Source organism: Streptomyces sp. CMB-StM0423, from assembly GCF_002847285.1.
GTDB lineage: Bacteria > Actinomycetota > Actinomycetes > Streptomycetales > Streptomycetaceae > Streptomyces.
In genome coordinates, this window is sequence record NZ_CP025407.1 from 6,394,119 (window position 1) to 6,411,107 (window position 16,989).

General features: G+C 74.6%; 16 protein-coding genes. 10 read left to right on the top strand and 6 right to left on the bottom strand.

Annotated elements, in window-relative coordinates:
* Nucleotides 1-57: 57 nt before the first annotated feature.
* The 4 genes from CXR04_RS27785 to CXR04_RS27800 all read right to left on the bottom strand — a co-directional run bounded on the left by CXR04_RS27785 (nucleotide 58) and on the right by CXR04_RS27800 (nucleotide 2,881).
* Nucleotides 58-750 (bottom strand): response regulator transcription factor, encoded by a 693-nt coding sequence (locus CXR04_RS27785; RefSeq protein WP_101424973.1) that lies wholly within the window; start codon nucleotides 748-750, stop codon nucleotides 58-60.
* Nucleotides 750-2,162: a sensor histidine kinase gene (locus CXR04_RS27790; protein WP_101424974.1), complete on the bottom strand. Its 1,413-nt coding sequence runs from the start codon at nucleotides 2,160-2,162 to the stop codon at nucleotides 750-752. The genes CXR04_RS27785 and CXR04_RS27790 overlap by 1 nt, the downstream gene beginning before the upstream one ends.
* Nucleotides 2,163-2,165: 3 nt before the next feature.
* Nucleotides 2,166-2,513: a hypothetical protein gene (locus CXR04_RS27795; protein ID WP_234380533.1), complete on the bottom strand. Its 348-nt coding sequence runs from the start codon at nucleotides 2,511-2,513 to the stop codon at nucleotides 2,166-2,168.
* An 86-nt stretch (nucleotides 2,514-2,599) separates the two neighbouring features.
* Nucleotides 2,600-2,881 carry an Lrp/AsnC family transcriptional regulator gene (locus CXR04_RS27800; protein WP_047015320.1) on the bottom strand — a complete coding sequence of 94 codons (282 nt, stop codon included), beginning with the start codon at nucleotides 2,879-2,881 and terminating at the stop codon, nucleotides 2,600-2,602.
* A gap of 178 nt (nucleotides 2,882-3,059) precedes the next feature.
* Between CXR04_RS27800 and CXR04_RS27805 the strand changes: the two genes are divergently transcribed.
* The 6 genes from CXR04_RS27805 to CXR04_RS36175 all read left to right on the top strand — a co-directional run bounded on the left by CXR04_RS27805 (nucleotide 3,060) and on the right by CXR04_RS36175 (nucleotide 9,181).
* The gene (locus CXR04_RS27805; RefSeq protein WP_101424976.1) at nucleotides 3,060-4,418 is read left to right on the top strand and encodes an NYN domain-containing protein; all 1,359 of its coding nucleotides are present in this window, start codon (nucleotides 3,060-3,062) and stop codon (nucleotides 4,416-4,418) included.
* Between the two features lie 306 nt (nucleotides 4,419-4,724).
* Nucleotides 4,725-5,747: a C40 family peptidase gene (locus tag CXR04_RS27810; protein WP_101424977.1), complete on the top strand. Its 1,023-nt coding sequence runs from the start codon at nucleotides 4,725-4,727 to the stop codon at nucleotides 5,745-5,747.
* A 187-nt stretch (nucleotides 5,748-5,934) separates the two neighbouring features.
* The gene (locus CXR04_RS27815) at nucleotides 5,935-6,987 is read left to right on the top strand and encodes a C40 family peptidase (protein ID WP_101424978.1); all 1,053 of its coding nucleotides are present in this window, start codon (nucleotides 5,935-5,937) and stop codon (nucleotides 6,985-6,987) included.
* 181 nt (nucleotides 6,988-7,168) lie between these two features.
* Nucleotides 7,169-8,380 (top strand): hypothetical protein, encoded by a 1,212-nt coding sequence (locus tag CXR04_RS27820; protein WP_101424979.1) that lies wholly within the window; start codon nucleotides 7,169-7,171, stop codon nucleotides 8,378-8,380.
* A 65-nt stretch (nucleotides 8,381-8,445) separates the two neighbouring features.
* Nucleotides 8,446-9,039 (top strand): helix-turn-helix domain-containing protein, encoded by a 594-nt coding sequence (locus CXR04_RS27825; RefSeq protein WP_101424980.1) that lies wholly within the window; start codon nucleotides 8,446-8,448, stop codon nucleotides 9,037-9,039.
* Between the two features lie 16 nt (nucleotides 9,040-9,055).
* Nucleotides 9,056-9,181, top strand: coding sequence for a DUF6126 family protein (locus CXR04_RS36175; protein WP_222439496.1), 126 nt, complete (start codon nucleotides 9,056-9,058; stop codon nucleotides 9,179-9,181).
* Between the two features lie 31 nt (nucleotides 9,182-9,212).
* On the opposite strand, the gene CXR04_RS27830 is transcribed toward CXR04_RS36175, so the two are convergent.
* Entirely contained in the window at nucleotides 9,213-10,457 is a 1,245-nt protein-coding gene (locus CXR04_RS27830; protein WP_101424981.1) for a glycosyltransferase 87 family protein, read from the bottom strand.
* A 122-nt stretch (nucleotides 10,458-10,579) separates the two neighbouring features.
* Between CXR04_RS27830 and CXR04_RS27835 the strand changes: the two genes are divergently transcribed.
* Nucleotides 10,580-11,773: a glycosyltransferase family 4 protein gene (locus CXR04_RS27835; RefSeq protein ID WP_101424982.1), complete on the top strand. Its 1,194-nt coding sequence runs from the start codon at nucleotides 10,580-10,582 to the stop codon at nucleotides 11,771-11,773.
* A gap of 119 nt (nucleotides 11,774-11,892) precedes the next feature.
* Here CXR04_RS27835 and CXR04_RS27840 read toward each other — a convergent pair whose 3' ends face one another.
* Nucleotides 11,893-13,713 carry an AMP-dependent synthetase/ligase gene (locus CXR04_RS27840; RefSeq protein WP_101424983.1) on the bottom strand — a complete coding sequence of 607 codons (1,821 nt, stop codon included), beginning with the start codon at nucleotides 13,711-13,713 and terminating at the stop codon, nucleotides 11,893-11,895.
* Nucleotides 13,714-13,856: 143 nt separating this feature from the next.
* On the opposite strand from CXR04_RS27840, the gene CXR04_RS27845 reads away from it, so the two are divergent.
* The 3 genes from CXR04_RS27845 to CXR04_RS27855 are packed head-to-tail and all read left to right on the top strand — an operon-like array spanning nucleotide 13,857 to nucleotide 16,472.
* Nucleotides 13,857-14,618: a metallophosphoesterase family protein gene (locus CXR04_RS27845; RefSeq protein WP_101424984.1), complete on the top strand. Its 762-nt coding sequence runs from the start codon at nucleotides 13,857-13,859 to the stop codon at nucleotides 14,616-14,618.
* A 49-nt stretch (nucleotides 14,619-14,667) separates the two neighbouring features.
* Nucleotides 14,668-15,150, top strand: a complete 483-nt coding sequence (locus tag CXR04_RS27850; protein ID WP_101424985.1) for an SRPBCC family protein — start codon at nucleotides 14,668-14,670, stop codon at nucleotides 15,148-15,150.
* An 8-nt stretch (nucleotides 15,151-15,158) separates the two neighbouring features.
* Nucleotides 15,159-16,472, top strand: coding sequence for an ArsA family ATPase (locus tag CXR04_RS27855; RefSeq protein ID WP_101424986.1), 1,314 nt, complete (start codon nucleotides 15,159-15,161; stop codon nucleotides 16,470-16,472).
* The last annotated feature ends 517 nt before the right edge of the window (nucleotides 16,473-16,989 follow it).

Below are 16,989 nucleotides of genomic sequence, written 5' to 3' on the forward strand. Positions count from 1 at the left end.
GATGAGCCGAAGATTAAGGAGATTTCACCTTTTACCCGGGCGTCATCCGAACGAGTGTCAGCGCGACAGCCCGGGTTCATCCGGCCGGCGGGCCGGCAGCCGGTAACCCATGCCGCGTACGGTCTCCACCCGCTCGGCGCCCATCTTCTTGCGCAGCGCGCGCACGTACACGTCCACGATGTTGGAGCCGGGGTCGAAGTCGTAGCCCCACACGTGGGAGAGGATCTGCTCGCGCGAGAGCACCTGCCCGGGGTGGCGCAGGAAGAGTTCGAGGAGCACGAACTCCCGGGCCGTCAGGTCCACCATGCGCCCGCCGGCCTGCGCCCGGCGCGTGCGCAGGTCGAGCGAGAGGTCGCCGCTGCGCAGCACCGTCACCTCGGGCGCCCGCGCGGCGGTACGCAGCCGCAGCCGCACCCGGGCGAGCAGCTCCTCGAACCGGAACGGCTTGGTCATGTAGTCGTCGGCGCCGCCTTCGAGGCCCGCGACGGTGTCGGTGACCGACGCCCGCGCGGTGAGCACGATCACCGGCACCGTCGAGCGCGCCTCGCGCAGTTGGCGCAGCACGGTGAAGCCGTCCCGGCCGGGCAGCCCGATGTCGAGGACGACCAGGTCGAAGCCGCCCGTGAGGGCGAACTCGAACGCGGTGTCGCCGTCCGCGGCGACGGTGGTGGTGAAGCCGTTGGCGCGCAGCCCCTTCTCCACGAAGGAGGCGATGCGTTCCTCGTCCTCGGCGATGAGAATCCGGTTCATCACAGACCCTCCTGAAGGATCAGGGTAAAGGTGGCCCCGCCGCCTTCGGTGGGGCTGAGTTCGACGTGCCCGCGGTGGCCCTCCGCGATGGCCTTGACGATGGCCAGACCCAGGCCCGCGCCGCCGCCGCGGGAGCCGCGGCGGGCGGTGCCGCGGCGGAAGCGCTCGAAGATGAGGTCGGCGTCCTGCGGCGGGATGCCGGGGCCGCTGTCGGCGACGTACAGCTCGACGTGCCCTTCCGCGGTCCGCGAGCCGATCCGGATCCGCCCGCCGGGCGCGGTGTGCTGCACCGCGTTCTGGGCGAGCTGCACCATGGCCTGCGTGACGCGCTGCGGGTCGAGGCGCATCTCGCCCTCGGCGACCTCGCTCAGCTCCCAGTCCCGCTCGCCCAGGGTCCTGGCCTTGACGAACACGTCCGCGGTCAGCTCCGCCAACTGCACCGGCTCCGGCTCGACGAAGTCCGGCCGCTCGGCCTTGGCGAGCAGCAGCAGGTCCTCCACGATCCGCGTCATCCGGTCCAGTTCGTCGGTGACCAGCCGCAGCGTCTCCTCGCGCTCCGCCGGGTCATCGCCCATCAGCTCCAGGTGCCCGCGCACGATGGTGATGGGCGTACGCAGCTCGTGCCCGGCGTCATCGACGAACTCCCGCTGGGCGGCGAACGCCCGCTCCAGCCGGTCCAGCATGGCGTTGAACGTCGCCGCGAGCGCTGCCGTCTCGTCCCGGTCGGCCCGTCCGCGCACCGGGATCCGCCGGGTCAGGTCCTGCTCCGTCAACTGCGCGGCGGTCTGTCCCACCAGCCGTACGGGCGCCAGGATGCGGCCCGCCACCGCCCAGCCGATGGCGCTGACGACCACCAGCGCCATGGCCGAGATCATCAGCATGATGACGAACACATCGCTCACCTGCTCGCGTTCGCGTTCGGTGTGGATGGCGACGACGAACGCCGCCGCGTCCGGCTCCTCCTTCGCGCCGATGCCGACCTTGGCCCAGCGCACCTCGCCCGAGGGCCGGTCGAGGGAGCCCGTGCGGTCGCCGGACTCGAAGATCGCCCTGCGGCCCGCCTTGTCGTTCTCCAGCGGCTGGGACATCGTCAGATCCCGCGGCTGGACGAGCTGCTTCGGCCCGTCGCGCTGGCGCACCAGGCCCAGCAACTCCTCGTCCGGGTCGGCGTACTGCCGCTCCAGGAAAACGGTCAGCAGCCGTTCCGGGTCGGTGAAGGGGCGGCTCGTCTCGGGGTCGACGCCCCGCTCGTAGAGGCTGGCGAACTCCCGCGTCTCCTGTGCCAGCAGCCGGTCGACCCGGTGCTCCAGGTCGCGCAGCAGGATGGAGCGGGTGGTGCCGGCGACGGCGGCCAGGGCTGCCGTCATCACCACCAGCAGCAGCAGCAGAATGCGGGCACGCGCGGAGATCATCGATCAGTCGTCGAGCTCATCGTCGTCGTTGCCGCCGCCGGAGTCGTCCCCGGTGTCGTCCGCGTCGTCGTCACCGCTCGCGCTGCCCGACGGATCGGTCGAGGGGCCGTCGCGCACCGGCGGCGGCGAGACGGTCTGCTTGCCCGTCTCCCTGCCCGTCTCCTCGCCCGGCGACGTGCCGGTCGACGGCGAGGTGGACTCCGGCGGGGAGGACGAGCCGCCCTCCATCTCCACCCGCGCGGGCGGACTGGGGTCCTCCGGGTCGTCGGTCAGGGCGTAGCTGGTCGCGGCGACGCCCAGCGGGATCGCCACCACGGCGGTCAGTGCGGCCATGCGCTTCGAGAAAGCCATGCGTCCGAGGCTGCGGCCGGCGGGTGCCGCACAGCGTGAAGGACGGATGAGAGATTCTTCATCTACGGCCCCGAGCGCACACCGCGCTATTCCTCCAGGCCGATGGCGAACGCCGCTTCGAGGTCGTGCTGCGAGTACGTACGGAAGGAGATGTGCGTCTCGGTCCCCGCCACGCCCGGGACCTTGCTGATCCGGCCCGGGATCACGTCGGCCAGATCGTCGTGGCGCGCCACCCGGACGATGGCGATCAGATCGTGCGCCCCCGTGACCGAGTACACCTCGCTGACCCCGTCGATCGCGGCGATCGACTCCGCGATCTCGGGAATGCGGTCCACGTCGGTGTTGATCAGAACGATCGCAGTGATCATGTGTTCGCTCTCCCTCTCGGACCCGCGTGCGGCGCTCACTCTATCTGTCTGCCTAAGACCTCGCTCCAGGTCGTAGGGTGGGGGCACGGCCTGCGACGACGGTCGGTGCGCCGGGCCGGCGCCGGCGCCGGAAGGACCGGCCGAAGCCGCGGGGATCGCTGAAGCGGAAGGGTGACCGGTGGTGGAGCCGAGGGAAGGCTCGGGCGAATCCTCCGAGGAGGACGCGGCCGAGGTGCTCGACGGCCCGCTGCCCGAAGGGGTGCGCCGCCGGATCGTCACCCTGGCCGACGAGTCCTTCGGCGGCCTGACCGTCGCGGAGCTGCCGCCGCAGTTGCGGCAGTACGCCCGCTTCACCCCGTCCCGCCGTGTCAAGCTCGCCGGCAACGCCATCGCCGCCGCGCTGGAGGCCGACGCCGCCTTCCGCGACCGGATCGCCGAGCGGGCCGCGGAGCTCCAGCCCGAGCTGGCCGCCGCGCTGCGCGGCGGCAGCCCGCCGGCCGCCGCCGAGCCCGTCGACGTCGCGGCCCTCGCGTACCTGCTGCGGCCCCCCGGCTGGGTCAAGCTCATCGCCGCCGCCGGCGAGGAGGAGCAGCGCGCCGGCGCCGAGCGGGCCGGCGAGGAAGCGGCCCGCGAGCTGGCCCGGCTGCGTACGGAACTGTCCGAGGCCCGCGCCGCCGCCCGCGGCGAGTCGGAGCGCACCCGGCACGAACTGGAGGCGCTGCGGCGCGAGAACGAGGGCCTGCACCGGCGGCTGCGCAGCGCGCTCAGCGACGTCAAGCGCGGCGAGGCCGCCGTCCGCAAACTCCAGCAGGAGACCGCCGCGGGACGCGAGGAGGCCGCCGCCCACCTGGCCGCCGCCGAGAGCGAGGCCCGCCGGCTCCGCGCCCGCCTCGGCGAGGCCGAGTCCGGCCTGGAGGCCAGCCGCCGGGCCGCCCGCGAGGGGCGCAGCGTGGAGGACATGCGCGTACGGCTCCTCCTCGACACCGTACTCGACGCCGCCCAGGGGCTCCGCCGCGAACTCGCCCTGCCGCCCGCCCGGATGACCCCGGCGGACACCGTGGGCGCGGTCGAGCCCGGCACGATGTCGCCGAAGGACGTGGCCGCCCGCGCCCTGTCCGCCACCGACCCGGCGCTCCTCGACCAACTGCTCGCGCTGCCGCAGGCGCACATGGTCGTCGACGGCTACAACGTCACCAAGACCGGCTATCCGACCCTCCCGTTGGAGAAGCAGCGCCTGCGCCTGCTCGGCGGCCTCGCCGGCCTCGCCGCGCAGACGGGCGCGGAGGTGACGTGCGTGTTCGACGGCGCGGAGCTGGCCGCGCCGGTGCTGCTCGCGCCGCCGCGCGGGGTGCGGGTGCTGTTCAGCAAGCCGGGCGAGACCGCGGACGAGCTGATCCGCCGGCTCGTCCGGGCCGAACCCACCGGCAGACCCGTCGTGGTGGTCTCCGCCGACCGCGAGGTCGCCGACGGCGTCGCCGCCGCGGGCGCCAGGCCCGTATCGTCCGCGCTGCTCCTCAAGCGGCTTGCGCGGAGCTGACAACCCGGGGAAACACGGGCGAGTTCGGACAACCCTGCCGTCCCTCGCGGGTGCGGACAGTTCGCCGCTCCGAGTCCAACTCGTTGTCGAACAGTGACTACTGGCCGTGTGATGTGAGTAAAGAAACGCGCTTCGGGGGGACTTTTTTGCCTGAGGGATTTGAACGGATCACCCGTGCCTCGTTAGTGTCTGGCCCGAACCTTCGTGCTGTCGATCGCTCAACCGGGGCGACGACGAAGGTCCCGCCGGTACCGGGGCATCCCCAAAGCCACGGTCGGGCGGCTGGAGGAAGAGGAGCTCGCCTTCGTGGCGTCCCACCGTCGACCGAAGCAGCCGAACCGGGCCAGGGTCACCGTCTTCACCGCGACCGCCGCCGCGGCCGTCGCCCTCTCCACCCAGAGCGCGCAAGCAGCCCCCGACAAGGACGACGTCAAGCGGCAGGTCGACAACCTGTACGAGGACGCCGAGCGCGCCACGGAGAAGTACAACGGCGCCAAGGAGCGGCAGGACGAGCTCGAAGAGGACGTCAAGGAGCTCCAGGACAAGGCCGCCCGCGGCCAGCAGGAGCTCAACGACCTCCGCGACGGCCTCGGTTCGCTGGCCACCGCCCAGTACCGCAGCGGCAGCATCGACCCCTCCGTGCAGCTCTTCCTCTCCTCCGACCCGGACACCTACCTGGACAAGGCGTCCACGATGGACCGGGTCAGCGGCAAGCAGGCCGAGTCGCTGGAACGCATCGCCGACAAGCAGCGCAGCCTCGCGCAGCAGCGCCAGGAGGCGGGCGAGAAGCTCAAGGACCTGGAGGAGACCCGCAAGGAGCTGGGCTCCCAGAAGAAGAAGGTCCAGGACAAGCTGAGCGACGCCCGCGCGCTGCTCAACGAGCTGACCGAGGAGGAGCAGGCCGCGCTCGCGGAAGAGGAGCAGCGCGCCAGCCGCGAGGCGGAGGACCGCGTCGACCTCGGCGACGTCGCCCCCGGCTCCTCCCACGGCGCGGCCGCCCTGTCCGCGGCGCAGAGCAAGCTGGGCGCCCCGTACGTCTACGGCGCCACCGGCCCCAGCTCCTTCGACTGCTCGGGCCTCACCGGCTGGGCCTTCTCGCAGGCCGGCGTCGCGCTACCGCGCATCTCGCAGGACCAGGCCAACGTCGGCACCCGGATATCCTCGGTCAGCCAGCTCCAGCCCGGGGACCTCGTGTTCTTCTACAGCGACCTGCACCACGTGGGCATCTACGCGGGCAACGGCCAGATCATCCACGCTCCGAAGCCGGGCGCGGTCGTGCGCTACGAGGCCGTCGGAAACATGCCGTTCATGTGGGGCGCGCGCGTCTGACGCCGGCCGCGGCGCCTGTTGCGTGCGCCGCGGTTCGTTGCGGCCGCCGTGCCGCCCGTTCGGGCGAATTGCCGACACCGCGCGTTTCGAACGCCCCGCGGGTGACCTGCGTCGGCACCCGGGCGCCGACATCGCGCCCGGGGGCGGTTCTTGGTCCGCGCGTAGTCGCGTGGTTACTGTCTGCCGCGTGTCAGCACATCGACGATCCACCCGGCCCGGCGGTGCCGGCCGGCTGCGTACCGGCGTCCTCGCCGCCGCCGCGGCGGCGGCGCTGTCCGGCTCGCCCGCCGTCTTCTCCGGTCTCTCCGACGCGGCCCTGGCCGCCCCCGACGACCACGCCGAGGCCAGGGAGCGCGTACACGACCTCTACGCCCGGGCAGAGCGGGCCACCGAGAAGTACAACGCGGCCAAGGAGCGCACCGAGGAGCTGCGCCGCAAGGCGGAACTCCTCCAGGACCGCGCCGCCCGCGACCTCGCCCGGATCAACCGGATGCGCACCGAACTCGGTTCGCTCGCCGGTGCCCAGTACCGTTCCGGCGGCATCGACCCGAACCTGACCCTGATCCTCTCGGAGAGCCCCGAGGGCTATCTGGAGAAGGCCGCCACCCTGGAGCGCATCGGCAACCGGCAGAGCGGCCGGCTGCGCCAACTCGTCAGCCTTCAGCGCGGGCTGGAGCAGCAGCGGGTACGGGCCAGGGACACCCTCGCGGACCTGGAGCGCGAACGCGACGCGCTGGCCGGGCACAAGCGCGAGGTCACCGACCGGCTCGCGGAGGCGCGGCGGCTCCTCAACTCGCTGCCGAAGGAGGAGCGCCCGGACACCGGCGGTGACCGCGCCTCCCGCTCCGCCCCGGCGCCCGACCTCGCACCGGCACCGGCCCCGGCACCGGCCTCCGGCCGCGGCGCGCTCGCGGTGGCGGCGGCGCGGGGCGCGATCGGCACCCCGTACGTGTGGGGCGGCGCGGCCCCCGGCGGGTTCGACTGCTCGGGGCTGACGCAGTGGGCCTACGGCAAGGCCGGGGTGTCGATCCCGCGCACGTCGCAGGCGCAGCGCTACGCGGGCCGCCAGGTGCCGCTGGGCCAGGCGAAGCCGGGGGACCTGGTGACGTACCGGGCGGACGCGAGCCACGTGGCGATGTACGTGGGCGGTGGCCAGGTCGTCCACGCCCCGTACCCGGGCGCGTCGGTGCGCTACGACCCGGTGGGAATGATGCCGGTCGCCTCGGTGACCCGGCCGTAGGCGGCGGACGGGGGCGCGGTTTGCCGCCGCGCCCCCACGCATCCGCCGCACCCCCATGCATCCGCTACGTCCCCCTTACGTCCCCCGCACTCCCGCCCCAGGGTAGGCCGCCCCTCTGACAACGCGGCCCCGGTCACCCGCGCCGCGCCCCCGCCCGCCGGAGCGTCGTACGCTCGTCGGTGTGGCAGGCGTACGGACCGTGGTGCTGGTGCTCTGTGCCGGGCTGGTCGCCGTGCTGCTCGGCGGTTGCGGCGACGGCGGTGAGCCCGGCGACGCCACCCGCGCCATCGCCGACCTGCTACGGCAGCGTTCCGCCGCCGTCCGCGACGGCGACGAGGCCGCGTACCTCGGCACCGTCGACCCGCGGTCCGGCCCGTACCGGCAGCAGCAGCGCACCGCCTTCCGCAACCTCGACGCCCTCCCGCTCGCCGCCTGGACCCAGCGCCTCGACGACCCCGCGCGCGACACCGTGCCCGCCACCGCCGACCGCACCACCGCCGACGTCCGCCTGACCTACCGCCTCCGCGGCTACGACACCGGCGACGCGACCGCCGGCCAGCGGCTGGAGTTCGTACGCCGCGACAGCCGCTGGTACGTCGCGGGACCCGCGCCCGGCAGCCGCCCGCAGCCGTGGGACCAGGGCCCGTTGGCCGTCGTACGCGGTACCCGCAGCCTCGTGCTCGGCGCCGGCCACCCCGAGGCCCGACTGCGCGACATCGCCGCCGTCGCCGACCGCGCGGTGCCCGACGTCTCCGCCGCGTGGGGCGGCGCGTGGGCGCGCCGCGTCGTGGTGCTGGTGCCCGCGTCGCAGGCGGCGATGGGGGAACTGCTCGGCGCGGGGCCCACGGCCTACGCGGGCGTCGCCGCCGTCACCACCGGCCGGCACCGGGACCGCACGCCCGCCGACCGCGTCGTGGTCAACCCCGAGGCGTACGACACGCTCGGCACCCTGGGCCGCCGTATCGTCCTCACCCACGAGACCGTCCACGTCGCCACCCGCGCCGACACCTCCCCGGCCACGCCCCTCTGGCTCTCCGAGGGCTTCGCGGACTGGGTCGCCTTCCGCAGCGCCGACCGCGACCCCCGCCTGGGCGCACCCGAACTCGCCCGCGCGGTGACCGCGGGCCGGCTGCCACAGGACCTCCCCGCCGCCGCCGACTTCACCACAGGCGGCGGAGACCGGGTCGCCGTGGCGTACGGCGAAGCGTGGCTGGCGGCCCGGATGGTCGCCGACGAGTGGACCCCGGACCGCCTCGTGGCGCTCTACCGCGCCGTGGGCGGGGCGGAGTCCCGTGAGAAGGCCGTCGGCCCGGCGCTGCGGGCGGAGCTGGGCGTGAGTCTCGGGGAGTTCACGGCACGGTGGCGGACGTATCTGGACCACGAGTTGGGCTGAGCGCCACGCGCGAGTTTTTGCCTGAGAGGCAAGGTGTTTGACTCTGGGGCACGCGCGGTGGCTCAATGGCCGGTATGAGCACCGACCACCCTCAGGCCCCCCACCTGCGCGAGCTGCGCCGGCGGGCCGGGCTGACGCTGGAGGCCGCGGCCGCCAGGGTCGAGCTTTCGCCGGCTCATCTCTCCCGGCTGGAGACCGGGCAGCGGCAGCCCTCGCTGCCGGTGCTGCTCAAGTTGGCCCGGGTCTACGGTACGACGGTTTCCGAACTGCTCGGCGAGGTGTCCTCGGCGCAGACCTCCGTCGTGCGGGGGGCCGAGGTGCCGGTGCGGGAGGCCGGGGGGTGGTCGTACCGGCAGGCCGGGGGGACGGACCGGGGGATGCAGGCGCTGCGGGTGTCCGTGCCGTACGACGCCGAGCACCGCGATCTCGTCCGGGTCCATCCCGGCGAGGAGTGGCTTTACGTGCTCGACGGGCGGATGCGGCTCGTGCTCGGCGACCGGGAGCACCTGCTGGACCCCGGGGACAGCGCCCAGTTCGACTCCCTCACCCCGCACCGCATCGCCGCCGCCGAGCCCGGCGGGCTCGCGCTGCTCTTCGTCCACACGCTGCTGCAGAGCGCCGTCGCCGGGCTGTGCCTCGGCGACGGCACCCGGCACTGACCCCAAGGAGACCGCCGTGTCCAAGCGGATTGAAGAGAGATTCCCCCGCGGCCTGGTGATCCGCCTCATCGTCTACATCTTCGTCGGCCACCTCTTCGCCGCGTTCCTGCTGCTCCTCTTCAAGGCGGGCGGCGGCGCATAGAACGCGAAGGGGATACCCGGGTACGCGGACCTCACCACGTCAGCAGGCCGTTCTCCCGCGCCGCACGCTGCCGCGGCACCGGAGCCTCCCCGTCCCCCGGCCCGGCCGACGGCCCCGCCGTCGACCGCCACAGCCGCCGGCACGCCACCACCGTCGCCGCGACCAGCAGCCCGTTCCGCAGCGCCAGCAGCGCGATCCCGAACCCGGTGCTCCCCACGACCTCCCCGAACCACACCGGGAACTCCGCCAGCGTCACCCCCGTCGCCGCCAGCACCAGCCCGGCGGGCAGCGCCATCCGCGCCGCCCGCACCGTCAGGCACACCGCCGCCAGGCCGACGAGCCAGAGCAGGTACTGCGGGCTGATCACCCGGCTCGTGGTCGTGAACAGCAGCGCCCCCGCGAACGCCGCCTCGCACCCCGTCGTCGCCGTGAACTCCCGCGCCCGCAGCCGCCACAGCACCAGCCAGCCCATCGCCAGCACCGAGAGCCCCAGCGCCAGGTCGCTGACCACGCCGACGCCGGGACCGAGGAACTCCATGGAGCCGTAGTGCAGTTCCACCGTCCCCTCCCAGCCGTGGTGCCTGCCGACGTGGAAGACCAACGCCCCCAGCGACTCCACCTCCGTACCGCGGTCGCGCTGCGCGGTGACGAAGTCGAACGCCCCCGGCATCGCCACGGCCGCCAGCAGCGCCACCCCCGCCGCCGTACCCGCCGCCGCGCCCCACGACAGCCGCGTCGCCCGCCCGCGCGCCGCGCCCAGCAGCACCAGCACCGGCCACACCTTCAGCATCGCGCCGAACCCCGCCAGCGCCCCCGCCACAGCCGGCCGCCGGGCCGCGGCGAGCAGCGCCGCGACGGCGACGGCGGTGACCATCACGTCGTAGCGCGCGTACGCGGTCGGTCCCAGCAGCGGCACCCCCGCCACCCAGAACCACGCCCCCGCCCGCGACCGCCCGGCGCCGCCCCCGGCCCGCAGCAGCAGCGCCAGCACCGCCGCGTCCGCCGCGCAGGCCAGCGCGAAGAACGCGTGCGCGTAGCCGAGGAACGGCAGCAGCCCGGGGGAGAGCACCGGGAGCGCCGCGCCCGGCGGGTACTGCCAGCTCACGTCGTCGGCCGGGAACGTGCCGGTGCGCAGCACCTCGTACCAGCCGCGGTAGATCACCTCGACGTCGCTGGTGACGTCGGGCCCGGGCAGCGTCACCACACCCAGCACGAGCAGCAGCAGGCCCGCGCGGGTCAGCGCCCACGCCGCCACCGGCGCCGCGACCCGTGCCATGGCTCGACCTCCGCCCCGCCCCCCGTGCGCGTCCGACGACACTGCGAATCCGACGACACTACGGCACGGCTCCGCCCGGCCGCAGGTCCCCGGCACCGCGGGCCCCGGTACTGTCGGCCGCGATGCACAAGCCACCGACCCGCAAGCCGCCGACCCACCGGCCGCCGCGCAAGACCCTCGTCGTCACCAACGACTTCCCGCCCCGCCCCGGCGGCATCCAGAACTTCCTGCACAGCATGTGCCTGCGGCTGGACCCCGAGCAGGTCGTCGTCTACGCCTCCACCTGGAAGCGCGACGCCGAAGGCCGCGCCGCCACCCGGGACTTCGACGCCCGCCAGCCCTTCGAGGTGATCCGCGACCGCACCACGGTGCTGCTGCCCACCCCGCGCGTCACCCGCCGCGCGGCCGGGCTGCTGCGCGCGCACGGCTGCCGCTCGGTGTGGTTCGGCGCGGCCGCGCCGCTGGGGCTGATGGCGCCGGCGCTGCGGCGCGCGGGCGCCGAGCGGATCGTGGCCACCACGCACGGGCACGAGGCCGGCTGGGCGCAGTTGCCGGTGGCCCGTCAACTGCTGCGGCGCATCGGCGAGTCGGCGGACACGCTCACGTACCTCGGCGAGTACACCCGCGCCCGGATCGCCCGTGCGCTCACCCCCGAGGCCGCCGCGCGGATGGCGCAGTTGCCGCCGGGCGTCGACGAGACCGCCTTCCACCCGGGCTCTGGCGGCGACGCCGTACGCGCCCGCCTCGGGCTCGCGGACCGGCCGGTCGTCGTCTGCGTCTCCCGGCTCGTCCCCCGCAAGGGCCAGGACACCCTGATCCGCGCGCTGCCCCGGATCAGGGAGTCCTTGCCGGAGGCGGTGCTGCTGATCGTCGGCGGCGGTCCGTACCGCGGTGACCTGGAGAAGCTCGCGGCGGCCACGGGCGTCGCCGGCTCGGTGCGCTTCACGGGCGCGGTGCCGTGGGAGGAACTGCCGGCGCACTTCGGCGCGGGCGACGTGTTCGCCATGCCGTGCCGCACGCGCCGCGGCGGGCTCGACGTGGAGGGTCTGGGCATCGTGTACCTGGAGGCGTCCGCGACCGGTCTGCCCGTCGTCGCGGGCGACTCGGGCGGGGCCCCGGACGCGGTGCTCGACGGCGAGACCGGGTGGGTGGTGCGCGGCGGCGCGGAGCGCCAGGCGGCGCAGGCGGCGGAGCACATCGTGAGGCTGCTCGGCGACGCGGACCTGCGCGCGCGGATGGGCGCGCGCGGGCGGGCGTGGGTGGCGGAGCGCTGGCGCTGGGACCTGCTGGCGGAGCGGCTGACGTCGCTGCTGTGAGGCCGCGGAGCGGCGCGTACGGTACGGGCCTGGCCGTGGTCGTACGCACCGGCCCCACCGGGCCCGTACGCGACCGGCGTTCGGCACCGGCCCGCGCGCGACCCGTACGCCTGCGCGCCCTACCGCTCGTACAGCGCCTCGATCTCCTCCGCGAAGTCCTTCGCCACCGCGCCCCGCTTCAGCTTCAGCGACGGCGTCAGATGCCCCGACTCCTCCGTGAACTGCCCCGGCAGGATGCGGAACTTGCGCACCGACTCCGCCCGCGACACCTGCGCGTTCCCGTCGTCCACGGCCAACTGCACCGCCGCCCGCAGCTCCGAGTCGTCCGCCAGCTCCGCCGCCGTCCGGCCCTGCTTGCCGTGCTCCTCCGCCCACCGGGCGAGGAACTCCTCGTCCAGCGTGATCAGCGCCGCGACGAACGGGCGCGCGTCGCCGACGACCATGCACTCCGCCACCAGCGCGTGCGCCCGGATGCGGTCCTCCATCACCGCCGGGGCGACGTTCTTGCCCGCCGCCGTGACGAGGATCTCCTTCTTCCGCCCGGTGATGGACAGATACCCGTCCTCGTCCAGGCTCCCGAGGTCGCCGGTGCGCAGCCACTCGCCGTCCAGCGCCGCGGCCGTCGCGTCCTCGTTGCCCCAGTACTCCTCGAAGACGTTGCCGCCGCGCACCAGCACCTCGCCGTCGTCGGCGATGCGGATGGTGCAGCCGGGCAGCGGCTGTCCCACGGTGCCGATCTTCGGACGCTGCACCGGGTTGACGGTGATCGCGGCGGCCGTCTCGGTCAGCCCGTAGCCCTCCAGGACGGTGAAGCCGATGCCGCGGTAGAAGTGCCCGAGCCGCTCGCCGAGCGGGGCGCCGCCGGAGATCGCGTGGGTGGCGCGGCCGCCGAGGACGGCGCGCAGCTTGGCGTAGACGAGCTTGTCGAAGAGCCCGTGCCGCAGCCGCAGCCCGAAGGCGGGGCCGCCGGTGTCCAGGGCGCGGCTGTACGCGATGGCGGTGTGGGCCGCCTTGTCGAAGATCTTCCCCTTGCCGTCGGCCCCGGCCTTGGCGCGGGCGGAGTTGTAGACCTTCTCGAAGACGCGGGGGACGCCGAGCAGCAGCGTCGGCTTGAAGGCGGCGAGGTCGCCGGTGAGGTTCTTGACGTCCGACACGTGCCCGAGCTTCATCGGGGCGACCATCGCGGCGATCTCCACCAGCCGGCCGAAGACGTGGGCGAGCGGCAGGAAGAGGAGGATGGAGCTGTCGCCGGAGCGGAAGAGCGGGCGCAGTTGCTCCACCGCGTTGCCGCACTCGGCGAGGAAGTGGCCGTGGGTGAGGACGCAGCCCTTGGGGCGGCCGGTGGTGCCGGAGGTGTAGACGAGCGTCGCGGGGGAGTCGGCGCCGGCCGCGGAGCGGTGCTCCTCCAGCGTGGCGTCGGACACTTCGGCCCCGGCGGCGGTCAGCTCGGCGACCGCGCCCCGGCCGTCCCCTTCGGGGCCGGAGCCGCCGTCGATCCGCCAGACCTGGCGCAGCAGCGGCACCCGGCCGCGGACCGACTCGACCGCCGCGGCGTGCTCCGCGGTCTCCACCACGCACGCCACCGCGCCCGAGTCGCCGAGGATCCAGTGGATCTGCTCGGCCGAACTGGTCTCGTACACCGGGACGGTCACGCCGCCCGCGGTCCAGATCGCGAAGTCCAGCAGCGTCCACTCGTACCGCGTACGGGACATCAGCCCGATCCGGTCCCCCGGCCGCAGCCCGGCCGCGATCAGGCCCCTGGCCGCCGCCTCCACCTCCGCGAGGAAGTCCGCGGCGGACACGTCCTGCCAGTCGCCCGCCGCGGTCTTGCGGGCGACGACCGCCAGGCCGGGGGTGCGGGCGGCGTTGGTGCGGACGAGGTCCGAAAGGTTGGCGTCCGCCGGGACCTCGTACAGGGCGGGAAGGGCGAACTCTCGCAAGACGCTGCTCCTCGACGTTCCGGTGGGCCACCTGCGACCCTATCCCCACGGGGGCGCCTTGCGGCAGTGGCGCCGCTCACCGCCGTGCGGGTGCCGCACGGGCGCCGTCCGGGCGGCGTGCGCGCCGGAAGTAGGGTGATCGCATGAGGGTCCACGTGGTCAGCGACGTGCACGGCAACAGCGCAGATCTGGCCCGCGCGGGCGACGGTGCGGACGCGCTGGTCTGCCTCGGCGACCTCATCCTCTTCATCGACTACGCCGACCACTCGCGCGGCATCTTCCCCGACCTCTTCGGCATCGCGAACACCACCCGCAGCGTGGAGCTGCGCACCGCCCGCAGATTCGACGAGCACCGGGAGTTCGTGCGCTCGCTGTGGGCCGGGATGGACAAGCGCGGAGAGATCGAGAAGGCGGTGCGCAAGCAGTACGCGGAGCTGTTCGCGGCCTTCCCCACGCCGACGTACGCCACCTACGGCAACGTCGACATCCCGCGGCTGTGGCCCGAGTTCGCCCGCGAGGGCACCACCGTCCTCGACGGCCAGCGGGTCGAGATCGGCGGGCTGGTCTTCGGCTTCGTCGGCGGCGGCCTGCAGACGCCGATGCGCACGCCGTACGAGATCGACGACGAGACGTACGCCGCGAAGGTCGCCGCCCTCGGCGACGTCGACGTGCTCTGCTCGCACATCCCGCCGCTCGTCCCCGACCTCTGCTACGACACGGTGGCGCGCCGCTTCGAGCGCGGCAGCGAGGCGCTGCTGGAGGCGGTGCACAAGGTGCGGCCGCGGTACGCGCTCTTCGGCCACGTCCACCAGCCGCTGGCGCGGCGGATGCGGATCGGGGCGACGGAGTGCGTGAACGTCGGGCACTTCGCGTCCCGTGGGAAGCCGTGGGTTCTGGAGTGGTGACCCGGGCGCGGTAACCTTCAGCGCGGACGGTTGACGGAGGAGCCAAGGCATGGCAGAGCACACCAGGTCGAGCATCACCATCGACGCCGCGCCGGACGCGGTGATGACGGTGATCGCGGACTTCGACCGCTACCCGGAGTGGACCGGCGAGGTGCGGCGGACCGAGGTGCTCGAAGCGGACGAACAGGGGCGCGCGGTGCGCGTGCTGCTGGTGCTGGACGCGAAGACGATCCGGGACGAACAGACGCTGGCGTACACCTGGGCGGGACCGCACGAGGTGCGGTGGACGCTGGAGAAGTCGCAGATGCTGCGCGCGCTGGACGGGGCGTATCTGCTGCGCCCGCTGGCGGGCGGCGAGCGCACCGAGGTGACGTACGAGCTGACCGTCGACGTCAAGATCCCGATGCTCGGGATGATGAAGCGCAAGATGGAGAAGATCATCATCGAGCGGGCGCTGGACGGGCTGAAGCAGCGCGTCGAGAGCGTGCCGGGCGCTTCCGCCGGCTCCGGTTCCGGTTCGGGTACGGACTGACGGGTCGCGTGCGTACTCTCCTCGTCACCGGCGCGGCCGGCGCGGGCCGTACGACGGTCGCGGCGGCGACGGCGCTGCGGGCCGCGCGCGACGGGGCCCGGGTGCTGCTACTGACGGCCGACCGGGAGGCGGGCGGGCTGCTGACGGGCGCGCCGGAGGCGCAGATCCCGGGGCAGCGGCAGGGCGCGGAGCCGGCGGCAGAGCGGTCGGGCGAGGCACCGCCGTGGACGGAGCCGGTCCGGGTCGAGACGGGGCTGTGGGCGGCGCGGCTGCGCGGGGCGGAGTCGGCGACGGAGTCGCTGGCGGTCTGGCAGGAGCAGCACGAGGACACCCTGGAGCTGCTCGGCGCGACGCCGCTGGCGGCGGAGGAGCTGACGCCGCTGCCGGGCTCGCGCGAGTTCGCGGTGCTGCGGGCGCTGGTGGCGCTGTACGAGACCGGGGCGGCGGACGGCGGCGTACCCCCGGCCGGGGAATCCGCCGCGTCCGGGGCGTGGGATCTGGCCGTCGTGGACATGCCCGCCGCGTGGGAGACGCTGCGGGCGCTGGCACTGCCGGAGCAGTTGGTGCGCTACCTGCGGCGGCTGCTGCCCGCGGAGCGGCAGGCGGCGCGGGGCCTGCGGCCGCTGCTGGGGCGGCTGCTCGGGGCGCCGGTGCCGGCGGGGCGGGTGTACGAGGCGGCGGCCCGCTGGGAGCACCGGCTGGAGGCCGTACGGGAGGCGGCCGAGGCCGCGGGGACGCGGGTGCGGCTCGTACTCGAAGCCACTCCGCGCGGGGCGCGCGAGCTGCGGCGCACGCGCGCGGCGTACGCGCTGCAGGGCTGCGCGGTCGAGGCCGTGGTGGCGAACCGGGTGCTGCCGGGAGGCTCGGACGACGCCTGGTACGCGACGCTGGCGGACGAGCAGCACCGCGTGGCCAAGGAGCTGGCCGCGGAGCTGAGGGAGGCGGGCGCCAGGTTCTGCGTGCTGCCCCACCTGGGCCCGGAGCCGAAGGGCGCGGTGGCCCTGGCGGCGCTGGCGGAGGCGGTGGCGCCGCCGGCCGCACGGCCCGCGGCGATCGACCCCGGGGACCCCGCGGTGGTGGACGACCTGCTGGCCGACGAGGGCGTGCTGCTGTACCGCCTGCCGCTGCCGGGAGTCGAACGGGGGGACCTCACCCTCGTACGCCGCGGCGACGAACTCCTGGTCACGGCGGCCGGCCACCGCCGCGCCCTGCCGCTGCCGGCCGCACTCCGCCGCTGCACCATCACCCGCGCCGGCCTCCACGAAGCCGAACTCCACATCCGCTTCACCCCGGATCCGTCGGTCTGGCCCCACCCCGGCTGACGAGACGAGCCGCCCCGGCCCGGACAGCTCCGCCCGGCGGACGACCGGACTCCGTGCCGCGCCCCCGCGCCGGACGGCCTCCCGGCCCCGCGCATGCGTACCGGACCCCGCGGCGCAGGCGCCCCGCGCCCGGCTCGTGCGCTTGGTCGCTCCGCCGAGCCGGCTCCCCGGCCGGCGGGGTGCGTACGCGGCTCCGCCACCGCTGCGGGGCGCCCTGCCGGGCTCCTGCCCCCGCCTCCCCGGCCCCGCCCGCGGGGCGACCCCGCCGCCCGCGCAGGCGCCGGGCCGGGCGTGAGCCTCACCCCGCCCCGCCGCGCCTCCGCACACCGCCCGGCGGACGGTCACCCCGGCACCAGGCCGATCGGCACCGCCGCCGCCTGCCGACCCCCGCTGCACCGTCCGCTGCACCCACCCGCTCCGCCCCACCGGACTCGTCCCCACCGCACCGCCGGTCCGCCTCCTCCGTCCCGTCCACCTCCACACCGCGGCACAACCCCCGCCACCCCCGCCTCCCTCC